Below are 24,649 nucleotides of genomic sequence, written 5' to 3' on the forward strand. Positions count from 1 at the left end.
ATGAGGTTCGATCGCGGGCTCGTGCCCGAGTGCGTTGCCAAGATCATCGTCAGGCCCGCGAACGGCGGCCCGAGCAGGCGCGGCTCGGGCTACCTCGTCTCCGCGGGACGTGTGCTCACCGCCGCCCATGTCGTCGAGGACGCGGCGACGATCGAGATTCGCTTCCAGGCCGACCGACCGGACGAACTGTCCGTGGCGGCGGCCGTGGAGTGGCGGCACACCGCCATCGACATCGCCGTGCTGGTGGTTCCGGTCCGGCTGGGTGGGACGGCGACCGGCGCGGTGCCCGTCGCCGCCTACGGCCGGATCGGGGAGCGGGACGTCGTCCTGCGCTGCACCGCGCTGGGCTTCCCGCGCTTCAAACTCCGCACGGACACCGACGGTTCGCTCTACCGGGACGCCGAGCACGCGGACACCACCTGCGCGGCCCTCTCCAACCGGGGTGAGGGAACGCTCGACCTGAAAGTGACCTCACCCCCGGCGGACGACCCGGACCCCGACAAGGATGCCTGGGAAGGCATGTCCGGCGCGGCCGTCTTCTGCGAAGGCCACCTTGTGGGAGTCGTCTCCCGCCACCACCGCAGCGACGGGCCGGGCCGGATCGCCGCGGGCCGGCTGGACCGCTGGGCCGAGGCCCTGACCAGGACCGAACTCGTCGCGCTGGAGCATGTGCTGGGGCGCGGCCTGGCGCCACAGGACCTGACGGACGTCACCGACGCGGCCTTCGACGCCGCGACGCCCCCGGACCGGATCGGTGGACTGCTGGGTCGTCGGCCCAGCCCTGCCGCATCCGGCCGGGCCGTCGCACCGTTGGCGGTGCCGCAGCGCAGGATCGCACCGGACCGGCTGCGCGGACGCGACGATCTGGTGGCTGACCTGACCGCCGCGCTGACCCGGCGCGCCCAGGGCTACGCCTCCGAACAGGGTGTGTGGCTGCTGTCCGGCATGGGTGGGTCCGGAAAGACGACCGTCGCGCTCGAGGCGGCACACCGGCTCGCCGGGACCATGACACGGGTGTGGTGGGTGTCGGGAGCGGACGCCGAGGTTCTTACCGCGGCGCTGGTGGCGGTCGCGTTCGACGTGGGCGCCCGCGTGGCCGACTTCGACGTGCCGTCCCACCCGGCCGACGTGCTGTGGCGCTTCCTCAGCGGCCTCACCTCTCCCTGGCTGCTCGTGCTGGACAACGTCGACGATCCGTCGGCGCTGGCGGCGGGGGACCGTCCCACCGCCGATGGAGTCGGCTGGTTGCGTCCACCTGAACATCCCTGGGGAGCCGTGCTGGTCACCAGCCGGGAGTCGCGCAGCGATCGTTGGGGGAAATGGGTGCACCAGTTGGGTGTGGGCATCCTCTCCGGCGACGACGGCGCCGACGTCCTGCGGGACCTCGCACCCTCGGATGCCGGTGACGAGGAGCGGGCCCGGGAACTCGCCGAACACCTCGGAGGGCTCCCCCTCGCGCTCAACCTCGCCGGTTCCTACCTGGCACGGGCCCTGAAAGACCCCTTTCCGTCGTTCTCGGCGCCTCTGACGTTCGACGAGTACCGCGCCAGTTTCGACGCCCGCCTGTCTGCCATGACATCCGAACCCGACAGGGAACTGGGCCCGGACGAGCGCAGCCGCAGGGCCATCCTCAGCACATGGGAACTCTCCCTCGACCTGCTGCACCGCCAGGGCAGCGATCTGGCCCGCCCACTCCTGCGGCTGTTCTCTGCCCTCGGCCCGGCACCCGTCCCCTACTTGGGCCTGCTCGACACGGAACTCCTCGCGGAGAGCGACCTCTTCCCGGACCCCACGAGAGAACGACTCGGCGACGCGCTCGAGGGACTCGACGGACTTCAGCTGATCACCCTCGAACGAACCCGCGCGTCCGCCGAGGAGAGCAACGGCGGGCCGCAGCGCTGGGTCACCATGCACCCCATGGTCCGAGCCGCCTGCCGGGCCCACGCCGACTTCACCACGCAGAAACCCCTGCTGTTGCGCCTCGTAACGGACCTGTTGAACGGGTTCACCGGCCCCCTCGACACGTTCGACACCAAGGACTGGCCCCGCTGGCAGGCCGTCGCCCCGCACTGTGCCGCCGTCCTGTCGCTGCTGCCCGAGGACGACCGAGTGGACCCGGATCTGGCCGTCGCGGCCACCGAGCCCGCCGTGCGGACAGCGCAGTACCGCAGCGGCCTCGGAATGTACGGCGAGGCCATCTCCGACCTCGACGCGCTCGGCTCGATCCGGGCCCGACTGCTCGGCGACGACCACCCGGCCACCATCGCCGCCGCCCTCCACCGGGCCTGGGCGGTACGCCACACCGGCGCCCTCACCGAGGCGGACCAGCTGTACCGGGACGTGGCCGGGGCCTGCGCGCGTGCCCTGCCGGACGGCCACGCCTACCTCCAGTCGGCGAAGACCGGCCGGGCCCGGGTGCTGCGCGAACTGGGACGGTACGAGGAGGCGGAGGAGGAGTCACGCGCCGCCCTGGCCATGCGCCTGCAAGCGGGGACCCATCCGCGCGGCATCCTGCGCATCCGGCACGACCTGGCGATCCTCGCCCACAAACGTGGCCGGCACGAGGAAGCCGTCATGGAACTGCGGTCCGTGTTGCGGGAGATCAAGGAGCTGGCCGGTGAGCACGACCTGGACACCCTCGCCACCTGGGTGACCCTCGCCCGGGCCCTGCGCGAGACCGGGCACGCCGGGGAAGCGGAGGAGGCCATCGAGAACGCCGTACGCGGATACCTCGAGGTGCTGGGGCCCGAGCACCCTGATGTGCTCATGGCCCGCCACGAACGTGCCCGGCTGATCCGCGACCACGAGTCGGAACCCGAGTGCCTGGAGCGGGCGAGGGACGAGTGCGCCGACATCTGGCAGTCCAACGAACGTCACCTGGGGCCGGACCACCCCGACACCATCGCCGCCCGGCACGAACTCGCCACGACCTGGCACCTGCTGGGCCGGCCCGACCTGGCGGCCGAGCACTACGAGACCGTCCTCGAAGCCGGCAGGCGGCGGCTGGGCGACCGGCACCCCGACGTCCTGCGCTGCGAGCGCAATCTCGCCCGGGTGAGAGAGGAACTCGCAGGCCAGGAGCCCGCCTCCGGCGGGAGTGCGGACGGCGCCAGCGATGACGCGACACTTGTGGGAGGCTCTCCGATGGACGATGAACGCCCGGCCGACGTGGACGCACCGGCGGCCACCGGCCCCGATCTCACGGACCTCTCGCTCGAACAGGCCCTGACCGGCCCCTCCCACGCAGCCGCCGCACGCCTCGTCGGACGGTACGTCAGGCCCCGGACGAGCCGGGGTGGAGACGAGCCCGGAGGCGGAGGCTACTCGGAGAGCAGCTACGGACGATCCGCCGATCGGCCGGTGAGTTACACACCGGTGCCCGCCGACCGCGACCTGCGACGGGACCTCGAGCAGGACATGTCCAGGACGCCGTTCCCCACGTCCGCCGATCTACGGATAATGGCCGCCGGCGCTGAGGACGGCGCCCTGGCCCAACGGCTGCGAGCCCAGCAGCGCGGCGCCCGAGCGGTGGTGCTGGACGAACTCCTCGACCTGGCTGCCGTGATGACCTTCTCCGGCGAGAACGCGGGACCTCGGGTCCGGGACGTGCGGGACCTGCTCGTGCGGGCGGAGCGGGCCGACCCCGAAGCGGTGACGAACGTTCTCCTCCACCCGTCCGTGGGCCGTTGGCTCACCCGGGCCCTGCGTGCCCTGCACACCCCACCCGGCGGACCGCGCACCTGGACCGGGACACCCCCGGCCGACCTGCTCCGTCTTCACTCGGTCGCGGCGGCGGCCGGCGTCCGGGCCCGACTGCTGTTCGCCCTGCCCGTCCCCGTGCACGACGGCTATGTCCACCTGCCCGGTCTGGGAGCCGCTGACCTGCGTGAGTCCGGGACCGTTGTGGCCCATGTCGTCTCCATGGGGCGCGCGGCCGTCGTAAACGGCCAGGGGGTGGAGGTGCGGCTGCCGAGCCGGAGCGATCCGAACCCGCCGGGCTGGATCTCCGTGCACCGGGTGCGCACCCCCGTCGGCCGACGCCACCTCGACCTCGTACTGGAGGACGCGGATCCCTATCGCGAGAGCGCCGAACCTCTGCCGCCCGAGCCGCTCGGGCCGGTGGTGCTGACCCGATGGCGGCGGACCATCCGCGACGCGGGAGAACTGCTGGCCGACCTCAGGCCCGGACAGGCCGACGCCGTCGCCGTGGCCCTCACGGCTCTCACACCCCGGCCGGAGGCGGAGCCGACCGCGGGCATGATGACGTCCGTGTCGTCGAGCGAAGCGTTCGGCGGAGCCGTGCTCAGCACGCCACCGGACGCGGTGGAACTCGCCGCCACCCTGCTCCACGAGTTCCGCCACATGGAGCTGAACGCCGTCCTGGACTCCCTCGACCTCTACGACACCGAGAGCGACGGCCCCGACGAGGAGTTCTACTACGCCCCGTGGCGCGACGACCCGCGTCCGCTGCCGGGACTCCTGCACGGCGTCTTCGCCTTCTTCGCGGTGGTCGACTTCTGGCGGGAACTCAGTCACCGGGCCCGTGACCAGCGCCTGCGGCGGCGGGCCCAGTTCCAGTACGCGTACTGGCGCACACAGGCGGGGCAGGCCTTCGAGGCCCTGGCCTCGACAGCACATCTCACCGCCTGCGGGTGGGAGCTCCTCGCCGGACTGGGCAACCGTACCGCCCGGTGGACCGATCCCACGGCCGTGCCGGAGGACGTGACCGCGCTCGCGACGGAAGCAGCCGTCGCCCACCGCGTCCGCTGGCGGCTGCATCATCTGCGCCCCGACCCGCACGCCGTTTCGGAGCTGGCCGAGGCATGGCGCTCCGGCGCGGAAGCACCTCGCGTGGCCGCCGCCGGCGTGCTGCTACCCGACACCGCCGTCCCCTCCCTGAACCACTACACGGCCCTGCTCTGCCGGTGGGCGACCGCCCCGGACGAGGACGCAGTCGATGATCCCGCCGACCTGGCCCGCCTCCTCGGCCGGCAGCACGAGTCCCGCCGCCTCGCCATCGACCAGGTGACTGAGCGGCTCCAGCAGCCTGAAGTCTGGGCCCGGCTCGCACTCGCCCTGCGCAGGGACGCCATGGCGTCGTCCCCGGAGCCCGCCGACGCCGCGGCGGCCCGGGCTCTGACCCACCGCCCGGAGGTCGTCCGCGACGCCTTCGCCCGCGTTGTCGCCGAGACCGGTACCCCGCCGGACCCGGTGGCACTGGCCGCATGGCTCGGCGTTCCGGACACGCTCCCCGAACTGCCGTCCATGCATCCGCTCTGACACGGCGTCCGAACCGGGCTTCGAAATCATGTTGTGCCCGAGAGGCTCTGGACAGAGGATCAGCGACATGCCGATCTTGAGCGCCCCCGACGGGACCGAACTCGCCTGTCACGTGCTCGGTCAGGGGCGGCCCCTCGTCGTACTGCCGGGAGGGCCCATGCGGGCCTCCGCCTACCTCGGCAACCTGGGCGGGCTGGACGCCCACCGGCAGCTTTGGCGCCTGGACCTGCGCGGCACCGGCGAGTCCGCGGTGCCGGCGGATCCCGCGACGTACCGCTGCGACCGGCTCGTGGACGACGTAGAGGCGCTGCGGCTCCACCTGAGCCTGGAGCGGATGGACGTACTCGCGCACTCGGCGGGCGGCAGCCTCGCCATGCGCTACGCGGCCCGGCATCCGGACCGGCTGGGACGGCTGGCGCTGATCACCGCCACCCCATGGGCACTCGGCATGCCCGCGACGGCCGAGGACCGGCTGGCGGCGGCTCGGCTGCGCGAGTCGGAACCCTGGTTCACGGACGCGTTCCCGGCGTTCGAGGCCTGGCTGGCCGGCAGCGGGGACTTCGACCCCGTGTTCCTCCCATTTTTCTACGGGCGTTGGGACGACACCGCCCGGGCTCACGCCGACCGAGAGGAGGACGAGACCAACGACGACGCGGGTGACCTCTACGGCGCGGACGGCGCATACGACCCGGACGTGACACGGACCGGGCTGGCCCGGGTCGCGGCACCGGTACTCGTCCTGGCCGGAGAGCTGGACGGTGGTCCGAGACCCGCCCTCGCCCGGCGCACCGCCGACGCCTTCCCGGCGGCCAGCCTTCCTCTCTGGACGGGAGTGAGAGGTCCTTCTGCTGTGGGCAGAGCGAGCCCGGCCGACCGGGATCACCTCGCTAGCGTGCCCGGCATGGACACAGAAATGCGCACCGTACAGGCGAACGGCATCACCCTGGCCTACCGCGCCTGGGGACCGCAGGACGCGCCGCCCGTCCTGCTCCTCCACGCCCGCGGGGCCGACGGTGCCGACTGGTCCGAGATCGCCCCGGCCCTGGCCGCCGGAACCCGCCGGGTCTACGCCCCGGACCTGCGCGGGCACGGCCGCAGTGACTGGCCCGGCGACTACGGATACGAAGCCATGCGCGACGACATACACGCCCTCCTCGGCGCCTTCGGTATCGCCCGTGCCGACGTCGTGGGCCACTCGCTCGGCGGCGCCGTCGCCTACCTGCTCGCCCAGCACAGCCCGCACCTTGTGCGGCGCCTTGTGCTGGAGGACGTACCCGCGCCCTTCCCCCTGGACCCGCCGCGCCCGCCCGCCGAACGTCCCGACGGGGACCTGCCGTACGACTGGGCGATGATTCTCGCCACCGACCAACAGCGCAACGCCCCCAACCCTGTGTGGTGGGACCACATGGGGCGGATCACCATGCCAACGCTGTTGATCGGTGGCGGGCCGACCAGTCCGATTCCCCAGGAGCAGATCGCCGGCCTCGCCGACCTGCTGCCCGATGCCCGGCGCGTCACCGTCGACGCCGGGCATCTCGTGCACGAGGCACGGCCCGAGGAGTTCCTCGCGGCTGTGGGGGAGTTCCTCAGCCCTGCGGCCCGTACGCCGTCATGAAGCGGTCGCGGAACTTGTCCATGCCCCACCGGGGCGCGTTGTCGGCGGGCTTGAGACCGTCGGTCCAGCCCCAGTCGGCGACCCGGTCCAGGACCTTCTTGTCCTTGGCGACGATGGTGATCGGCACGTCCTTGCCGGTGTCCCCGGCGGTGACGGTCGGCACCGGCTGGTGGTCGCCGAGGAACACGAGCACCGTGTCCTCGTCGCCGTAGCGCTCGAGCCACTCGGTGAGGCTCCGGATCGAGTACTCGATGGCCTTGCGGTACTCGGTGCGGACCTTCTCCGGGTCCTTCCAGACCTCCGTGGGGTTGGTGCCCTCCTTCTTGATCTGGTGGAACACCGAGCCGTCGCCGAGGTCCTCCCAGTCGATCATCCGCGCGATGGGCGACCAGGGGTTGTGGCTGGAGGCGAGGATGATCTCCGCCATGATCGGCTCACGGTCCTTCTTGCCGTGCTCCAGACGCTGGAAGGCCTCCATGCTGAACTGGTCGGGCACGGGCGTCCAGCTGAAGTACGGGCCGTGATACCCGAGGTGCTCGGAGTCGTAGATGTGGTCCAGGCCGAAGTACTTCCCCTCCGGCCAGGCCCGGCGCACGCCGGGCACGACACCGACGGTCCGCCAGGCCTTCGTCTTGCCGAAGTAGTTGGTGAGCGTCATACGGTCACTGGTGGTAAGGCTGCGGTACCGCTGCTGGTTCTTGATCCACAGCCCGGACAGGAACGTCGAGTGGGCGAGCCAGCTGCCCGCGCCCGTCACCGGCGACTGCAGCCAGCCGCTGCGCGACTCGAAACCGGCGGCCTTCAGCGAGCTGGTGCCCTCCTTGAGAACCGAGTCGATCCGGGTCGCCATCGCCGGGTCGTCGATCGCGACACGGCCGTAGCTCTCGATGAAGGTGAACAGCACGTCCTTGCCGCGCAGCCCCGTGAGCAACTGGTCGGGCGGCGTCTTCGCGAAGGCGTCCACGGCGGCCTGCTTCCGGAAGACCCGCGCGTCCTTCAGGCCCGCTTGCACCTGGTCCACCCGGTTGCCGATGAACTCGGCGTTGCCCTTGGTGGCGAACGGCACGCTGCCGACCTGCACACCCAGTGTCATGGCGGTGATCCACGCCGTGCCGAGGACCAGTGTCGTACGGGCGGCTACGGGACGGTGGCCGACCATCAGGTTCGTCAGCCGCACCATGGCGAGCGTCGTGAGGACCAGCACCGCGACGAACAAAACGATCACGCCGACCACGGCCAGCACCTGGCCGGTCCGGCCGAACGTCTCCCTCAGGAAGTCCGTCGCGTTCTCGATCAGTATCCAGTCCAGGACCAGGTCGAACGGCCGGGCCAGCACCTGGTAGAAGCCCATGTCGACGAATTTCAGAATGGTGACGAGCCCGAGGAACGCGCCCGAGACGACCGCCGCGATCCGCCGGGGCCGCGGCGGCAGCACGAGCAGCAGGCCCGCGAGCAGCACGCCCTCGGCGGGGATGCGGACGAACGAGGCGAACTCGATCTTCTCCATCTGGTTGGGCACGAGGAGCGCGAAGAACACGAGCGCACCGGCCAGGACGGTCGTCCCGACACGGACACCGCGTGCCGTACGGGGGTAGCGCCGCCGCCAGCCGAACCAGCCGGGCTTCGTCGCGTCCGGCGTCTCTTCGGGTGCGGCCTCCGGGGTCTTCTCGGGGGCTTCCTCCGGCTCCGGTACGTCGGTGTCCTCGCCTGCTGGTTCCTCCGCGACCGGGTCACCATTCGGCTTCCCCGCGACCGCTTCACCACCGGCATCGTCATCCGGTTTCGCCCCGCCCCCGGTCGGGTCCGATTGCTGACGGGAGCGAGTGAAGAGCGACACCCGGAGGTCCTTCCGTGCGGTCTTGCTAGGCATGGCAAACAGAGCCCGGTGAACCGAGCCTGCCACCACCAGTACGTCCGCACGTCACCTTAGGTTCAAACGACAGGCCGGAGAATCACCCGTCCGCCGCCACCGCCACCTCCCGCGCCCACCGGTAGTCCGCCTTGCCGCTCGGCGACCGCCGGACCGACTCCGTGATCACCAGCTGGCGCGGGATCTTGTAGCCGGCGAGCCGGTCACGGCAGTGCGCCCGGATGTCCTCCAGCGACGGCCGCACCGCCCCCTCGCGCAGTTGCACCACGGCCGCCACATGGTGGCCCCACTGGGGGTCCGGCACCCCGGCCACCAGCGCGTCGTAGACGTCCGGGTGGGACTTGAGGGCCTGTTCGACCTCCTCCGGGTACACCTTCTCACCGCCCGTGTTGATGCACTGCGAGCCGCGCCCCAGGACGGTGACCACGCCCTCCTCGTCGACCGTGGCCATGTCGCCGAGCAGCACCCACCGCTCGCCGCCCCTCTCGAAGAAGGTCCCGGCGGTCTTGGCGGGGTCGTTGTAGTAGCCGAGCGGCACATGTCCGCACTGGGCGATCCGGCCCACCTCGCCGGCCGCCACCGGTTCGTACGTGGCCGGGTCCACCACCTGCGTTCGGGCGTGGACACGGATCCGGAAGCCCCGCTCGGGTCCCGAGTCCTCGGTCGCCGTGCCGTTGAAGCCGGACTCCGACGAGCCGAAGTTGTTCAGCAGCATGGCGTTCGGCACCAGCTCCTGGAACTGCCGGCGCACCGTGTCCGACATGATCGCGCCGGACGACGACACGCTGAACAGCGACGAGCGGTCGATGTGCCGCAGCGGACCGGCCAGCGCGTCGATCAGCGGCCGCAGCATCGCGTCGCCCACCAGCGAGATGCTGCTGACCCTCTCCTTCTCCACGGCCTGCAGCACCTCCTCGGGCGCGAACTTGCGGTGGATCACGACTCGCTGCCCGAAGTTGAAGCCGATGAACGCCGTGAGGGTGGAGGTGCCGTGCATCAGCGGAGCCGTGGGGAAGAAGGTGATCCCGGCCCCACCGGCCGCTACCCGCTCGGCCAGCTCCTCCGGCTTCTTCACCGGCTCACCGGTCGGGGCGCCCCCGCCGAGACCCGCGAAGAACAGATCCTCCTGCCGCCACATCACACCCTTGGGCATCCCGGTCGTACCGCCGGTGTAGATGATGAACTGGTCGTCGGCCGAACGTGCCGGGAAGCCGCGCCCCGGCGACCCCGCGGCCTCGGCATCCGCGAACTCCGTACACGGCACCTCGGCCGCCTCCTGCGCGGACGCGCCCACCCGGACCAGATGCCGCAGCTTCTGCGCCCGCGGCCGTGCCGCCGCCACCCGGTCCGTGAACTCCGCGTCGAAGACCAACGCCACCAGGTCCGCGTCCCGGTAGAGGTACACCAACTCCTCTTCGACATACCGGTAGTTGACGTTGACCGGGACGATCCGCGCCTTCAGGCAGCCCAGCACCGTCTGCAGATACTCCACCCCGTTGTAGAGGTGGAGACCGAGGTGCTCACCGGGCCGTATCCCGCTGTCGAGCAGATGGTGGCCTAGGCGGTTGGCCGCCGCGTCCAGCTCCGCGTACGTCAGACGGCGTTCCGCGCCCGTGCCGGGATGGTCGGCGTACACCAGCGCCTCACGGCCGGGGACGACGTCGACGACCGACTCGAACAGGTCGGCAAGGTTGTACTCCACCGCTCCTCCTGACCCGGGACGTGCCTGGCATCGGACGGTTCGCCGGTCATCAGAGCAAAGGGCGGCCCAACTGTGAAGGGTCCGCGCGAAGAAAACTGACTACCTGTCAGAAAACCCTTGAAGTGCCTACCGCCCTACTGCAACCTGTTCTCGTTCTTCGAGAGGGGAGTTGGCCATGGGTGGGACGGAACACCTCACCGTGCAGCGCGAAGGCGCCACATTGGTGCTCACGCTCAACAGGCCGGAGGCCAGGAACGCGCTCTCGCTGCCGATGCTTGTCGGCCTCCACGACGGCTGGCTCGAAGCCGACGCGGACGACTCGGTCCGCTCGGTCGTGTTCACCGGCGCGGGCGGCTCGTTCTGCTCGGGCATGGACCTCAAGGCCCTCGCCGGGAACGGCATGGCCGGCGAGGAGTACCGCGACCGGCTCAAGGCCGACCCCGACCTGCACTGGAAGGCGATGCTGCGCCACCATCGCCCCCGCAAGCCGGTGATCGCCGCCGTCGAGGGGTACTGCGTCGCGGGCGGCACCGAGATGCTCCAGGGCACCGACATCCGCGTCGCCGGTGAATCGGCGACCTTCGGCCTGTTCGAGGTGAAACGGGGCCTGTTCCCCATCGGCGGCTCCACGGTCCGGCTGCAACGCCAGATCCCGCGCACCCACGCCCTGGAGATGCTCCTCACCGGCCGGCCCTACAGCGCCCGCGAGGCCGCCGCCATCGGCCTGGTCGGCCATGTCGTCCCCGACGGCACCGCGCTCGCGAAGGCACTGGAGATCGCCGAGCAGATCAACTCCTGCGGCCCGCTGGCCGTCGAAGCCGTCAAGGCCTCCGTCTACGAGACCGCGGAGCTGACCGAGTCCGAGGGGCTCGCGGCCGAACTCACCCGGGGCTGGCCGGTGTTCGACACTGCCGACGCCAAGGAGGGCGCCCGCGCCTTCGCGGAGAAACGACCGCCCGTCTACAAGCGCGCCTGACCGAAGGAGCCCTGTGGCATGCCCGGAGTCCTCAAAGCCCCCCTCGTCGTCGAGTTCCCCTTCACCCGCTCCCTCGGCCCCGTCCAGAGCGCCTTCCTGACCGGCCTGCGCGAACGCGTCGTCCTGGGCGTACGGGCGAGCGACGGCCGCGTCCTCGTCCCACCCGTCGAGTACGACCCCGTCACCGCCGAGGAGATCCGCGACCTCGTCGAAGTCGCCCCCACCGGCACGGTCACCACCTGGGCCTGGAACCACGCCCCCCGCCGCGGCCAGCCCCTCACCACCCCCTTCGCCTGGGCCCTGGTCCGCCTCGACGGCGCCGACACCGCCCTCCTGCACGCCCTCGACGCCCCCGGCCCCGACGCCGTGCACACCGGCATGCGCGTCCGCGTCCGCTGGGCCGAGGAACGCACCGGCGCCATCACGGACATCGCCTGCTTCGAACCGTACGACGGTGATCCCGCACAACCCGCCGGGGCCACCGGCCAGTTCGACACCCCCGTCACCGGCATCGTCGCCGCCGCCCGCCTCGACTACACCTACTCGCCCGGCCGCGCCCAGACCGCCTACATCAACGCCCTCGGCGGCCGGCGCACCGTCGGAGAGCGCTGCCCGTCCTGCCGGAAGGTCTACGTCCCGCCGAGGGGTGCGTGCCCCACATGTGGGATCGCCACGGACGAACAGGTCGAGGTGGGGCCGCGCGGCACGGTGACCACGTTCTGCATCGTCAACATCAAGGCGAAGAACCTGGACATCGAGGTGCCGTACGTCTACGCCCACATCGCCCTCGACGGCGCCGGCCTCGCGCTGCACGGCCGTATCGGAGGCATCCCCTACGACGAGGTCCGCATGGGGCTGAGGGTCGAACCCGTGTGGACGGACGGCGCCCGCTATCCCGACCACTACCGGCCGACGGGCGAGCCCGACGCGGACTACGACACCTACAAGGAGCTGCTGTGACGAGCGCACCGGGGGACCGCGAGATCGCCGTCGTCGCCTTCGCCCAGACCGCCCACCGGCGCACCAGCGAGGAGCTCTCCGAGGTGGAGATGCTGATGCCGGTACTGCACGAGGTCCTCGACCGGACCGGCCTGAAGACCGCCGACATCGACTTCACCTGCTCCGGCTCCAGCGACTACCTCGCCGGCCGCGCCTTCTCCTTCACTCTCGCCCTCGACGGCGTCGGCGCCTGGCCGCCGATCTCCGAGTCTCATGTCGAGATGGACGGCGCGTGGGCCCTGTACGAGGCCTGGACCAAGCTCCTCACCGGCGACGCCGACACCGCCCTGGTCTACTCGTACGGCAAGTCCTCGCCCGGCCCGGTCCGCGACGTACTGACCCGCCAGCTCGACCCGTACTACGTGGCACCCCTGTGGCCCGACTCCGTGGCGCTCGCCGCCCTCCAGGCACAGGCCCTCATCGACGCCGGCGACACCGACGAGCCCGCCCTCGCGGCCGTCGCCGCCCGCAACCGGGAGGCGGCCACCGCCAACCCCCACGCACAGCTCAAGGGATCCGTGGCACAGGGCGACTACCTGGTACGGCCCCTGCGCACCGGCGACTGCCCGCCCATCGGCGACGGCGCCGCCGCCGTGATCCTCGCGGCCGGAGACCGGGCCCGTGAACTGTGCGCCCGCCCCGCCTGGATCCGGGGCATCGACCACCGCATCGAGGCACACGGCCTCGGAGTGCGCGACCTGACCGACTCGCCGTCCACCCGCCTGGCCGCCGAGCGGGCCGGCGCCTTCGAACAGCCCGTCGACACCGCCGAGCTGCACGCGCCCTTCACCGCGCAGGAGATCGTCCTGCGCAAAGCCCTCCGGCTCGACGACGGCGTCCACGTCAACCCCTCCGGCGGAGCCCTCGCCGCCAACCCGATCATGGCCGCCGGCCTCATCCGCCTCGGAGAGGCCGCCGCCCGAATCCACCGCGGCGAGTCCGACCGCGCCCTCGCCCACGCCACGTCCGGCCCCTGCCTGCAGCAGAACCTGGTCGCCGTACTCGAAGGGGAGCCCCGATGAGCAAGGAGCCCGTGGCCGTCGTCGGCATCGGCCAGACCAAGCACGTCGCGGCACGCCGGGACCTGTCGATCGCCGGGCTGGTCAGGGAGGCGGCGCAGCGCGCGCTCGACGACGCCGAGCTGACCTGGGCCGACATCGACGCCGTCGTGATCGGCAAGGCGCCCGACTTCTTCGAGGGCGTCATGATGCCGGAGCTCTACCTCGCCGACGCGCTCGGAGCCGTCGGCAAACCCATGCTCCGCGTGCACACCGCCGGGTCGGTCGGCGGATCCACCGCGCTCGTCGCCGCGAACCTCGTCGCGGCCCGGGTCCACGGCACGGTCCTCACCCTCGCCTTCGAAAAACAGTCCGAGTCGAACGCCATGTGGGGCCTGTCCCTGCCCATCCCCTTCCAGCAGCCCCTGCTGGCCGGGGCCGGCGGCTTCTTCGCCCCGCACATACGCGCGTACATGCGACGCAGTGGCGCACCCGAGACGGTCGGCGCCCTCGTCGCCTACAAGGACCGGCGCAACGCGCTCAGGAACCCCTACGCCCACCTGCACGAACACGACATCACCCTGGAGAAGGTGACGGCCTCGCCCATGCTGTGGGACCCGGTCCGCTACTCCGAGACCTGCCCCTCCTCCGACGGCGCCTGCGCCATGATCCTCACCGACCGCGCCGGGGCCGCCCGGGCGCCACGACCGCCTGCCTGGATGCTCGGCGGCGCGATGCGCAGCGAACCGACCCTCTTCGCCGGCAAGGACTTCGTCTCCCCGCAGGCCGGCCAGGACTGCGCGGCCGACGTCTACCGGCAGGCCGGGATCACCGACCCCCGCCGTGAGATCGACGGCGCGGAGATCTATGTGCCCTTCTCCTGGTACGAGCCGATGTGGCTGGAGAACCTCGGCTTCGCAGGCGAGGGCGAGGGCTGGAAGCTCACCGAGGCGGGGGTGACCGAACTGGACGGTGACCTGCCCGTCAACATGTCGGGCGGCGTCCTGTCCGCCAACCCCATCGGCGCCTCCGGCATGATCCGCTTCGCCGAGGCGGCGCTCCAGGTACGCGGACAGGCCGGGGAACACCAGGTGGACGGCGCCCGCAGGGTCCTCGGACACGCCTACGGAGGCGGATCGCAGTTCTTCTCGATGTGGCTCGTGGGAGCACAGCCCCCCGAGTCCTGAAACGACTCCCGGAACGACTCGTGAAAGGTCCCCCTCACGTGCCCTGTTGGCCATGGGACACGATCGCTAGGCTGGCCGCGGACGACGAATCGGGAGGAGCACGGACGTGGCCGAGACCACCACCCAGCAGCGCCCGCTCATGGGCTGGGACAAGCCGGATCTGGACCTCACCAACGCGGAGTGGCAGTCCAGCAGCCGTGGCGTGGGGGATGTCCAGATCGCCTTCGTGGAGGGCTTCATCGCCATGCGGAACAGTGGCCGCCCGGAGAGCCCTTCCCTGATCTTCACGCCCGACGAGTGGGGCGCGTTCGTGTCGGGAGCGCGGGAAGGGGAGTTCGACCTCACGTGACGCGGACCGGGTGAGCCGTCCCGGACGGCCGTGATCCGACGGCCGATCCGGGGGTGTTGCGCCCGCATTTCCGGACACGCGACCCGAGACATCCTCCCGGGGCCGGCGCCTGAGCCAGGCTGGCCCCCGGAAGGAACGGTCGTATCCCGGAGGTGAGGAACCCGTGAGCAACCTGCCGGTCATCGCGGCGGTCGACGGTTCGGACGAGAGCCTGCACGCCCTGGAGTGGGCCCTCGACGCCGCCCGCCGGCGTTCGGCACCCTTGCGCGTGGTCCACGTACGCCAGTACGCCCACTGGGCACAGCCCGAGATCCTCGCCGCCGGACCGGCGGACCCACAGGACGACCCCGTCCTCGACCGGGTCCGCACCCGCCTGGAAGGACGCGCCGACCGGCCGGACACGGAGTACGTCGCACTGGAGGGCGTGGTCAGCGCCGTCCTGCCCGAACTGGGAGCCTCCGCCCAACTGCTGGTGCTGGGCTCCCGGGGCCGCGGCGGCTTCGCCGGCCTGCTGCTCGGCTCCAACGGCATGGCCGCCGCCCGTGACGCCGAGTGCCCCGTCGTCGTGGTGCCCCGGGCCGCGGGCGAGGTGCGGGACGAGACGTCCGAGGGCCCCGGCGCGCGCGTCGTCGTCGGCCTGAAGGTGGACGGCCCCGACGAGGCCACGCTCGAGTTCGCTTTCGCCGAGGCCGCCCGGCGCGGCGCGCGGCTCGAGGCGGTCGCCGCCTACCCGTGGCCCGCGCAGCCCTGGATGATGCCGGGGGAGATGCCCCCGCCGGTGGTCGACCAGGACGTCATCGAGGACGAGGCCCGGGTCCTCGCCGAGGGCTTTCTCGCCCCGTACCGCGAACGGCACCCCGACGTCCGGGCCGAGCCGCTCGCCGCGGCGGGCGACGCGGCCGGACACCTCGTGGCGGCCTCCCGGGACGCCGACCTCGTCGTGGTGGGCAGGCACCGCCGGCACCTGCTGGCACCCGCCCGCATGATGGGCTCGGTCACCCACGCCGTCCTGCTGCACGCCGCCAGCCCCGTCGCGGTGGTCCCGCCGGCGCCGCCCGAGGGCTGACCTCGCGGTAATGGATACCGCCAGGCCTATCATTAGCCTCATGCGGGAACCGATCAGCAGGGACGCCCGGCTCGCCCTGGACCTGGCCCTCACCGTCCGGCACGACGGCGACGGCGGCGTGGCCGACGATCTGACCGACCCGGCGGACCTGACCGCCTGGGTCCGCGCACACGCCGAGGTCCTGCCCGACTCCGAGGTGGTCACCGCCGACGCCGAGCGGCTCGCCGCCGTCCGCGAGCTGCGTGCCGCCACCCGCGCGCTCTTCGCCCGCGCCGTGCGCCCCGGCGAGCCCAGCCCCGCGGACGCGGCCCGCCTCCTGCCCGAGACCGAGGCCGTGCGGCGCCTCAACGAGGCAGCCGCCCGCACGCCCACCGTGCCGGTCCTGCACTGGCCCCGGGAGGCCGGGCCCGTCGTCCACCGGCGGCCCGTAGACGGCGCCGACGACCTGACGGCAACCCTCGCGCACGCCGTGATCGCGTTCCTCGCGAGCCCCGACCGCGACCGGCTGCGCGCCTGCCACGCACCGCGCTGCGTGCGGTACTTCCTCAAGGAGCACCCACGCCAGGAGTGGTGCAAACCGTCCTGCGGCAACCGCGCCCGGGTCGCCCGTCACCACCAACGGCACAGGGCGACGACTTGAGGCCCTGGAGCAGGCCGACCGGGCCGCCGCCCGCCCGGCACTTCGCAGGCCGGGGCACGTACCATTGGCGACATGTCGTTCCTCCGCCGCCGCAGCGCCACTCCCGCCGGGCCTGACTTCGACGTACTGGCCATGGACCCGGGCGACTGGCCCGGCAACCTCGGTGCGGGACTGCTGCCCGCCCCCGACGGCACCTGCCAGGGCGTCTTCCTGCGCTACGACCTGTTCGGCGGCCGCGGCCCCGCGATGATCATCGGCAATCTGCCGGAGGGCTCCCCGGCGCGCGAGGTCCCCGAGGGGCAGGTCCCCTTCGAGGTGGCCCAGCTGCTGCTGGCGCTGGAGAACGACGAGGAGGTCACCGTCGTCAGCACCGAGGACGTGCCGGTGATGCAGGGCGACAACCTCCTGATCGTCCGCCGCGTCAAGCTCTCCGAGGGCCGGATCTCCTGTGTGCAGTTCGACCGCAGCGACAATGTCCTGGTGACCATCGCCGCCTGGGACCGCCCCATCACGGACGACCTGTACGCCCTCCTCAAACCCCTGCCCGCCGAGCTGTTCCAGCAGGGCTGAGCCGGCGGCCGTACGGCCACATACGAAAGGGCCGCCGCGCGCCTGTCCAGGCGCGCGGCGGCCGCTTCGTCCCCGTCAGCGAGTGCCGACCGCCGCGCGCACGGCCCGCCGGGCCAGCTGGCAGTCGTCGTGCAGCCGCCGCAGCAGCAGCCGCTGCTCCTCGCCGGACGGCGCAGCACCAGGATGGGCCGGGCCCGGTGCCGCCGGGGCCGTGTCGTGCATCGAACGCTGCACGGCCGTCTCGTACGTACGGATCTCACGGGTCAGCACCAGCATCAGGTTCACCAGGAAGGCGTCCCTGGACGCAGGGCCCGCCGACTGGGCGATCTGACTGATCTGGCGACGGGCCACCGGTGCGTCCCCTAGCACCGACCACAGCGTCGCCAGGTCGTAGCCCGGCAGGTACCAGCCCGCGTGCTCCCAGTCCACCAGCACTGGACCGGCTGGTGACAGGAGGATGTTCGACAGCAGTGCGTCGCCGTGGCAGAACTGGCCCATTCCCTGCCGCCCGGACGCCTGCGCGATGCCGTGCAGCAGCTTCTGCAGATCACCAAGATCCCGGTCGGTGAGCAGGCCCAGCTCGTGGTACCGCGAGATCCGTGCCGCGTAGTCGAGCGGGGCGTCGAACGTGCCCGCCGGCGGCCGCCAGGCGTTCAGCCGGCAGATCGCGCCCAGCGCGGCTCTGATGTCCGCCCGCGGCGGCGCCTCGGCCGGATGTCGCTGGAGCGCCGCCACCCGCCCGGGCATTCGCTCGATCACCAGTGTGCAGTTGTCCGGGTCCGCCGCGATCAGTCTCGGCACCCGCACGGGAGGGCGGTGCCGGACGAACGAGCGGTACGCCGCTATCTCGTGATGGATCCGCTCGGACCAGGCGGGGGAGTGGTCCAGTAAACACTTGGCGACAGCGGTGTTGCGACCGGTCGTACCGACCAGGAGTACCGACCGGCCGTTGCGGCGCAGCACCTGCACCGGGGCGAACTCCGGGCAGATGCGGTGCACCGACGCGATGGCGGTGCGCAGCTGCGCGCCCTGGGGGCCGGACAAGTCGAGTCTTCCGCTGAGCGGTTGGGTTCCGAGAACCGCGCCGCGCCGTGCCCTGCCCGCACCGAGGACGGGGGCCGCCGGCCGCGCGGGGGCGAGGTAGGGGCCGCTGTCCGCGGGACGCGGGTGCAGCGACCGGGGCGGTGCGGACACGGAGGACGATGCTGCGTACATGGGCGAAACAGATCCCTTCGTGTGCCTGCGACGACAGCGCACCACCCGGCCCGGACCCCCGGGTGCATCCTGGGGAATGTCCCTGCGGCGACCGGGTCGGGGTGGCGCGTTCCTACCTGACACCGGATGCCCGGTGGCACACCATCTGGCGAACCCTGGCGAACCCTGGCGAATAGTCGCCCGGCAAGTCTCCCCGGGCTACTGTCAACTCAGCCGAGTACCTGGGGGCTTGATGTGAGCGGACAACCCAACACCCGTCTCTCGGACCTGTTCGGCCTGGCCGGCTGGTCGAAGGGCGAACTCGCGAGGCTGGTCAACCGGCAGGCGGCGGCCATGGGCCACCCCCAGCTCTCGACCGACACCTCCCGGGTGCGGCGTTGGATCGACACGGGAGAGATCCCGCGCGATCCGGTGCCGCGGGTGCTGGCGGTTCTGTTCACCGAGCGTCTCGGCCGTGTCGTGACCATCGAGGACCTCGGTCTGGTCCGGCACGGGCGTGCGGGGAAACGGCCAAGCGGCGGGAGCGCGGAGCCTCCCGACGGTGTGCCGTGGGCGCCCGAGCGGACCGCCGCGGTCCTCACCGAATTCACGGGAATGGACCTCATGCTCAACCGACGCGGCTTGGTGGGCGCGGGCGCCGCGCTCGCCGCGGGATCCGCACTCAGCAGCGCCATGTACGACTGGCTGCACACCGACCCTGCCCTGGCTGTCGACGCTCCCGACCTCGATCCGTCCCTGCACGCCGACCCCGCTGGGTTCGACCGTTACGAGGCCGCCCCCATCGGGTCGCAGGAGATCGAGGAACTGGAGCGCTCGGTCGAGGTGTTCCGTGCCTGGGACGCCGCCCGAGGCGGCGGGCTCCAGCGCAAGGCCGTGGTGGGCCAGCTCAACGAGGTGGGCGGCATGCTCGCCTACCGTCACCCACCCCATCTCCAGCGGCGCCTGTGGGGCGTCGCCGCCAACCTGGCCGTCCTCGCGGGCTGGATGTCGCACGACGTCGGCCTGGAACCCACGGCTCAGAAGTACTTCGTCATCGCCGCGCACGCGGCCCGGGAGGGCGGGGACCGGCCCCGCGCGGGCGAGGCACTCTCCCGTGCGGCCCGCCAGATGGTCCATCTGGGCAAGCCGGACGAGGCCCTGGACCTGATGAGGCTCGCCACGTCCGGCTCGGGCGACGACGTACTGCCCCGCACCCGGGCGATGCTCTGCACCATCGAGGCCTGGGCACAGGCCGCCATGGGCAAGGGCCAGGCCATGCGCCGCACGCTCGGGCAGGCGGAGGACCTGTTCGTCTCCGACAAGGCCGACGTACCACCGCCGGACTGGATGCAGACCTTCAAGGAGGAGGACCTCTACGGCATGCAGGCCCTGGCCTACCGCACGCTCGCCGAGTTCGAGCCGGGTGCGTCCGCGCATGCCCAGCACTACGCGGAGAAGGCGCTGGCCCTGCGGATCGACGGCCGGCAGCGGTCGAAGATCTTCGACTATCTGTCGATGGCGTCGGCCTGCTTCATCGCGGACGACCCCGAACAGGCGGACCGGTACGCGCGGTTGGCCCTGGTGTCGATGGGATCGAACTCCTCCCACCGCACCTGGGACCGGCTGCGCGAGATGTACCGGCTCACCGCCGAGTACGCCGGATATCCGAGGATCCAGGAGCTGCGGGAGGAGATCAAGCTCGCTCTTCCGAAGCCGAAGGGCAGGGGCGGCAACAGCGCGCGGGCCTGAGCTTCCTATGCCGTGACCTTGGCGACGAGCACACAGGCGTTGTCCTGGCGCGCGCTCTCGCCGAACTCCTGGACGACCGTCGTCATGCAGTCCTCCGCGGTGCGGTTCCCGGTCAGGCGCGGGGCCAGATCGAGGAGGAGGTTCACGGCCGCCGCTCCGGTGTGCCCGGGTACCAGCCCGTCGGTGTGCAGGAGCAGCAGATCGCCCACCTCGAGGGTCTCTTCGGCCTGTCCGTAGACGGCGCCCGAGGTGGCGCCGAGCAGGACGCCGTCCGGTGTGTCCAGGACGCGCCCCGTCCCGTCGCGGAACAGCAGCGGGGCGGGGTGCCCGGCCTGCGCCCACACCAGGGTGCGGGTCCCGGGCCGGTAGCGGCAGCAGACGGCGCTGCCGAGGGCGGGCTGCACGGTGGCGTCGAGTAACTGGTTGAGCCAGGCCATCAGTTGTCCTGGCGGGGCGCCGGCCATCGCCATGCCGCGTACGGCGCCGAGCAGCATGGTCATGTTCGAGGTGACACCGACTCCGTGTCCGGTGAGGTCGCCGACGCTCAGGAGCGTTTCGCCGTCGGTCAGTTCGAGCGCGTCGTACCAGTCGCCGCCGATCAGCGTGTTCGTGGACGCCGGCAGGTGGTGGGCGGCGAGGTCGAGGGTCCCTGGGCTCCGGTGCGGGAGCCGCAGGGAGCCGCGCCACGGCGGAAGCACGGCCTCCTGCAACTCGACCGCGAGCCGGTGTTCGGTCCGCGCGGCATGCCCCTGGTGGTGGAGCGAGTCACGGGTCTCGCTGACCACCCGCTGGCTGCGGCGCAGTTCGCTGACGTCCCGCAGCACGGCCCACATCGAGGCGGTGCTGCCGTCAGTGTCGAGCACCGGTTCGCCCATCATGTGCACGGTCCGGACGTCGCCGTCCCGGCGTGCGATGCGGAACTCGCCGTCGATGGGCCGGGCGTCGACGAGGCAGTTCGTGACCATCGCCGTCAGCTTCGGCCGGTCCTCGTCCAGGACCAGGGACGGCATCTCGTCGAGGGTGAGCGGCGGGGCGTCGGGGTCGCGGCCCAGGATCTGGTAGAGCTCCCCGGACCAACTGGCCTCGTCCGTCAGCAGGTTCCACTCGGCGCTGCCGACCCGGCTGAGCAGCGAGCCCTGCGGGGGCATGGCGGGTTCCAGGGGGGCCGCCGCGGGCGGCGGGCCGTCCCGCAGCTGCGCCAGATGCTCGTCGAGGTCGTTGAGCTGGTGCAGGGCCAGGTCGTACAGGGCGCGCTGCCAGCGACCCCGCGGGTGATCCGATCCGTCCCCCTCGGCGTCGCGCCGCACCGCGTCCATGTCGCCCTTGAGCCGCCGCGTCTGCGATATGAGCGCGTCGACCGAGCCGCGTCCGGGCGGCTGGGCGGCTGGGCGGTCCGCGGAGAGGTGGGACGGCATGACGCACTCCGATGCGGGGACGGTACGACCAGGGCGGACGGAGGGACCGTTACGACTGTCGCACAGCCCGCGACGCCCTGTAAGGGATTCGGCAACACACGATACGGTGGTGCTTCTGGCATATGCCACAGTCTCGCGGAGTTACTCCGAGGTAGGCGCGAAGTGTGCCGACCGGATGCCCAAGTCGTAGGTTACACAGGGTATTTGACGACCCGTGGGTAACGTCGCGCCCCGGTGCCGCGCGTGTTCGACGGCCCTGTGTTCGAGCTCTTCAGTACCTCAGTACCCCGGCGATGCCGTCCGCCTCACCGAGCGCGCCGTCCGGCACGAAGCGGACGTCGGCGCCGGTCTCCAGGCACTGCTCGACGATCTCGTCCACGATGTCCTCGCGGGAGTCGAGGTCGCCGCTCTCGGTGAGGATCAGATGATCCCCGGCGTCGCGGACCGTCACGCGGTAGTTCTCCTCGACGGCCAGCAGCCGGACGCGGCCGTCCCGGGCGCTCTGCCACAGCTCGTCGACTCCGGCGGCGAACTCCCGCCGTCCGCGGGCCGTTTCGAGGGCGCGGCTCACGGCGTCCGTGCTCCGGCGGGCCTCCGCCTCGATCACCGGCCGCATGGCCTGCCACACGGTGTCGGGGTTCCCGTGGGCGAGGCCGCCGTGCGGAACGTGCACCGCGCCCCTGGCGGTGGTGCCGGCCTCGTCGATCAGGGACAGGGCGGCCGGCTCGCCGGTGACGTACAGCCGTCGCGGGTGGTCCCGCAGGACGGCGTTCATCGCGGCGTCGGCCTCGCGGAGGAACTGGCGGGTGCGTTCCTCCCGGAAGGCGCTCGGCGTGTCGCCGATCCGCTGCAGCCGTTCGGGGTCGAAGTTCTCCACGCGCCTGGTCAGCGGGAAGCCGCCGACGCGCGCCTCGACGACCCGGTCGGCCCCGCCGTTCCACAGCGTGACGCGGTCCGCGGCGAGCGACAGCACCCAGAACGGCCGCCCGGCCGTCTGGGCGGAGACCAGATTCCGCGTGAGGAAGGTGTCCGAGAGCACCACGCGTTCGGGTACGGACCGGGCGAGTGACCACACCTGGTGCTCACCGGGGGCCGCGAAGATCACCAGGCCGTCCTCGGCGTGCGTGAGATCGACCTCGGACAGGGCCCGGTCCAGGTGCCGGCCGACCTCGGCCCGGCGTTCCCGGGTGACGGCGGGATCGACCTCCAGTTGCCTCTTGGCCTCGGCCACGACATTGCGCAGCCGGACCTGGTCCTGGGCGTTGTAGGGCTCGCGCCGGTGGGTCGGCGTCAGCACGGAGACCGCGGGGTAAGGGCGCGGGCGCCGCAGCTCGGCAAGGGTCGCGGGACTCAGAACGTGCTCCATGACAGAACGATAGAGCCGATTCGCGATTGGGGCATTTGGGGCAATCGGTTCGCCGGTTCGAGTGGGGGAGCGGCGACTCACTCGGTGTCGTGGTCGGAGCCGCAGGAGCTGCCGTCCGGGGGGAGGGTGCCGTACAGCAGGAAGGCGTCGACCTTGGCGTGCACGCACTTGGAGGACCCGTAGCCGGTGTGGCCCTCGCCCCGGTTGTCGAGCACCACGGCCGACGAGCCGAGCCGCTCGGCCGTCTCCACCGTCCAGCGGTACGGCGTGGCGGGGTCGCCACGGGTTCCGACGAGCAGCATCCTCGGCGCGTCGACGTCCTTGACCTCGTCGCGGATGAAGTCGGTGCCCTTGGGGCGGCCGTAGCACAGCAGCACCTGGGTGAGCCGGTACCGGCCGAAGACCGGTGACGCCTGCTCGTAGCGGGCGCGCAGCCGGCCGAGGTCCTTGGTGACCTGCGCGGCGGCGGGGCGGTCGGGATCGTCCGCGCAGTTGATCGCCATCAGCGCCGCCGGCAGGTTGTCCAGGGGCACATCATCCGGGTCGACGAGTCCGCGGTGCTTGCCCCGCAGCGGCGGGAGCGTGACGCCTCCGGACGCGAAGGCCTCCAGGCCACGCGTGTCGCCCTCCTCGAGCAGCTGGGCGATCGCCCGCTGGAGCAAGGGCCACAGCTCCCTGCTGTAGAGGCCCTGCCCGAGCGCGCCCGCGAAGTCCTGGCCGGAGAAGGCCTCGCCGAAGTCCGTCGGCACCGGGTCCTCGTCGAGCGACTGGACCACCTGTACGACGTGTTCCCTGGCCTTTCGCGGATCCTGCCCGAACGGGCAGGCGATGTCCTCCGTGCACCAGGTCAGGAAGTTGTCCAGCGCGGTCTGCAGTCCCCGGGCGCTCACCATGCCCTGCTCGGACAACGGCTCGGTCAGCGTGTCCACGCCGTCCAGCGCCACCCTGCCGACCTTCTCGGGGAACCGGGCCGAGTAGACCGCCCCGAGCCGGCTGCCGTACGAGAAGCCCAGGTAGTTGAGCTTGTCGTCGCCGAGCGCGTCGCGCATGACGTCCAGGTCGCGGGCGGCGTTCACCGTGCCCATGTGACGCAGCACGGGTCCCGAGTGCTCGGCGCACTCGGCCGCAGCCGCGCGCAGCTTCTCGAGCACGGCCTGCGGATCGGCGACCTCGGCGTTCCCGTCTGTCGCGTCCAGTGCGCCGTTGGAGGAGTTTCCGCAGCTCACCGGTGCGGAGCGGCCGACGCCGCGAGGGTCGAAGCCGACGACGTCGTAGCCGTTCGTCAGGCCCATGAAGTGTTTGCCGCCGAGGGCGAGTTGGGTCACGCCCGGGACGCCCGGTCCGCCGAAGTTCAGCAGCACCGAGCCCCGGGACTTGCCCGTGGCCCGGTAGCGGGCCACGGCGAGATCGAGAGTGCCCTTCTCGGGCCTGGCGTAGTCGAGCGGCACGGTGACCTTGCCGCACTGCAGATCCTTGGGCATGTCCATGCCCTCGCACGGCGACCACTTGACCTTCTGGTCGTAGAAGCGCGACAAACCGGGCGGGGGGTCGTCGGCCGCCGGCAGGCCCGCGCCCAGCAGGGCCAGCCCGGCCACGCCGGTGACCGCGCAGCGCCGGATCGAGAGGTGCGTGGACAGCTTGGCCAGCATCAATGCCTCCAGGGGCGCCCCACA

General features: G+C 71.8%; 17 protein-coding genes. 11 read left to right on the forward strand and 6 right to left on the reverse strand.

Features of this window, described 5'->3' with window-relative positions; all coding sequences use genetic code 11:
* Together ACFT32_RS12905 and ACFT32_RS12910 are read left to right on the forward strand one after the other, a co-directional pair.
* Positions 1-5,280, forward strand: a complete 5,280-nt coding sequence (locus ACFT32_RS12905; RefSeq protein WP_382488466.1) for an aKG-HExxH-type peptide beta-hydroxylase — start codon at positions 1-3, stop codon at positions 5,278-5,280.
* 67 nt (positions 5,281-5,347) lie between these two features.
* On the forward strand, positions 5,348-6,895 hold the full coding sequence (locus ACFT32_RS12910; protein ID WP_382488467.1) for an alpha/beta fold hydrolase: 1,548 nt from the start codon (positions 5,348-5,350) through the stop codon (positions 6,893-6,895).
* On the opposite strand, the gene ACFT32_RS12915 is transcribed toward ACFT32_RS12910, so the two are convergent.
* A complete protein-coding gene (locus ACFT32_RS12915) occupies positions 6,867-8,732 on the reverse strand; it encodes a sulfatase (RefSeq protein ID WP_382488468.1) in 1,866 nt (621 codons plus the stop codon). The two genes, ACFT32_RS12910 and ACFT32_RS12915, sit on opposite strands and share 29 nt — an antisense overlap.
* A gap of 115 nt (positions 8,733-8,847) precedes the next feature.
* Positions 8,848-10,467 carry an acyl-CoA synthetase gene (locus ACFT32_RS12920; protein ID WP_382488469.1) on the reverse strand — a complete coding sequence of 540 codons (1,620 nt, stop codon included), beginning with the start codon at positions 10,465-10,467 and terminating at the stop codon, positions 8,848-8,850.
* 175 nt (positions 10,468-10,642) lie between these two features.
* Here ACFT32_RS12920 and ACFT32_RS12925 point away from each other — a divergent pair, with 175 nt between their 5' ends.
* The 8 genes from ACFT32_RS12925 (at position 10,643) to ACFT32_RS12960 (ending at position 17,252) form a co-directional block, all read left to right on the forward strand.
* Positions 10,643-11,443, forward strand: coding sequence for a crotonase/enoyl-CoA hydratase family protein (locus ACFT32_RS12925; RefSeq protein ID WP_382488470.1), 801 nt, complete (start codon positions 10,643-10,645; stop codon positions 11,441-11,443).
* Between the two features lie 18 nt (positions 11,444-11,461).
* On the forward strand, positions 11,462-12,403 hold the full coding sequence (locus ACFT32_RS12930; RefSeq protein WP_382488471.1) for a Zn-ribbon domain-containing OB-fold protein: 942 nt from the start codon (positions 11,462-11,464) through the stop codon (positions 12,401-12,403).
* Positions 12,400-13,464: a thiolase domain-containing protein gene (locus ACFT32_RS12935; protein ID WP_382488472.1), complete on the forward strand. Its 1,065-nt coding sequence runs from the start codon at positions 12,400-12,402 to the stop codon at positions 13,462-13,464. The genes ACFT32_RS12930 and ACFT32_RS12935 overlap by 4 nt, the downstream gene beginning before the upstream one ends.
* A complete protein-coding gene (locus ACFT32_RS12940; protein WP_382488473.1) occupies positions 13,461-14,627 on the forward strand; it encodes a thiolase domain-containing protein in 1,167 nt (388 codons plus the stop codon). Before ACFT32_RS12935 ends, ACFT32_RS12940 begins: the two co-directional genes overlap by 4 nt.
* A gap of 106 nt (positions 14,628-14,733) precedes the next feature.
* On the forward strand, positions 14,734-14,976 hold the full coding sequence (locus tag ACFT32_RS12945) for a DUF397 domain-containing protein (protein ID WP_382488474.1): 243 nt from the start codon (positions 14,734-14,736) through the stop codon (positions 14,974-14,976).
* Between the two features lie 163 nt (positions 14,977-15,139).
* Complete coding sequence (locus ACFT32_RS12950) at positions 15,140-16,042, forward strand: universal stress protein (RefSeq protein ID WP_382488475.1); 903 nt, start codon at positions 15,140-15,142, stop codon at positions 16,040-16,042.
* Between the two features lie 40 nt (positions 16,043-16,082).
* On the forward strand, positions 16,083-16,682 hold the full coding sequence (locus ACFT32_RS12955) for a CGNR zinc finger domain-containing protein (RefSeq protein WP_382488476.1): 600 nt from the start codon (positions 16,083-16,085) through the stop codon (positions 16,680-16,682).
* A 72-nt stretch (positions 16,683-16,754) separates the two neighbouring features.
* A complete protein-coding gene (locus ACFT32_RS12960) occupies positions 16,755-17,252 on the forward strand; it encodes a hypothetical protein (protein WP_003987988.1) in 498 nt (165 codons plus the stop codon).
* A gap of 75 nt (positions 17,253-17,327) precedes the next feature.
* Here ACFT32_RS12960 and ACFT32_RS12965 read toward each other — a convergent pair whose 3' ends face one another.
* Entirely contained in the window at positions 17,328-18,467 is a 1,140-nt protein-coding gene (locus tag ACFT32_RS12965) for an aminoglycoside phosphotransferase family protein (protein ID WP_382488477.1), read from the reverse strand.
* Positions 18,468-18,701: 234 nt separating this feature from the next.
* Between ACFT32_RS12965 and ACFT32_RS12970 the strand changes: the two genes are divergently transcribed.
* Positions 18,702-20,195 carry a hypothetical protein gene (locus tag ACFT32_RS12970; RefSeq protein ID WP_382488478.1) on the forward strand — a complete coding sequence of 498 codons (1,494 nt, stop codon included), beginning with the start codon at positions 18,702-18,704 and terminating at the stop codon, positions 20,193-20,195.
* A 5-nt stretch (positions 20,196-20,200) separates the two neighbouring features.
* On the opposite strand, the gene ACFT32_RS12975 is transcribed toward ACFT32_RS12970, so the two are convergent.
* From ACFT32_RS12975 to ACFT32_RS12985, 3 genes are all read right to left on the reverse strand, one after another.
* Entirely contained in the window at positions 20,201-21,610 is a 1,410-nt protein-coding gene (locus tag ACFT32_RS12975) for a PP2C family protein-serine/threonine phosphatase (protein WP_382488479.1), read from the reverse strand.
* A 271-nt stretch (positions 21,611-21,881) separates the two neighbouring features.
* Positions 21,882-22,976, reverse strand: a complete 1,095-nt coding sequence (locus ACFT32_RS12980; RefSeq protein WP_382488480.1) for a chemotaxis protein — start codon at positions 22,974-22,976, stop codon at positions 21,882-21,884.
* 77 nt (positions 22,977-23,053) lie between these two features.
* The gene (locus ACFT32_RS12985) at positions 23,054-24,625 is read right to left on the reverse strand and encodes an alpha/beta hydrolase (protein ID WP_382488481.1); all 1,572 of its coding nucleotides are present in this window, start codon (positions 24,623-24,625) and stop codon (positions 23,054-23,056) included.
* Positions 24,626-24,649 lie beyond the last annotated feature (24 nt).

This window comes from Streptomyces sp. NPDC057002, from assembly GCF_042673825.1.
Taxonomy (GTDB): domain Bacteria; phylum Actinomycetota; class Actinomycetes; order Streptomycetales; family Streptomycetaceae; genus Streptomyces.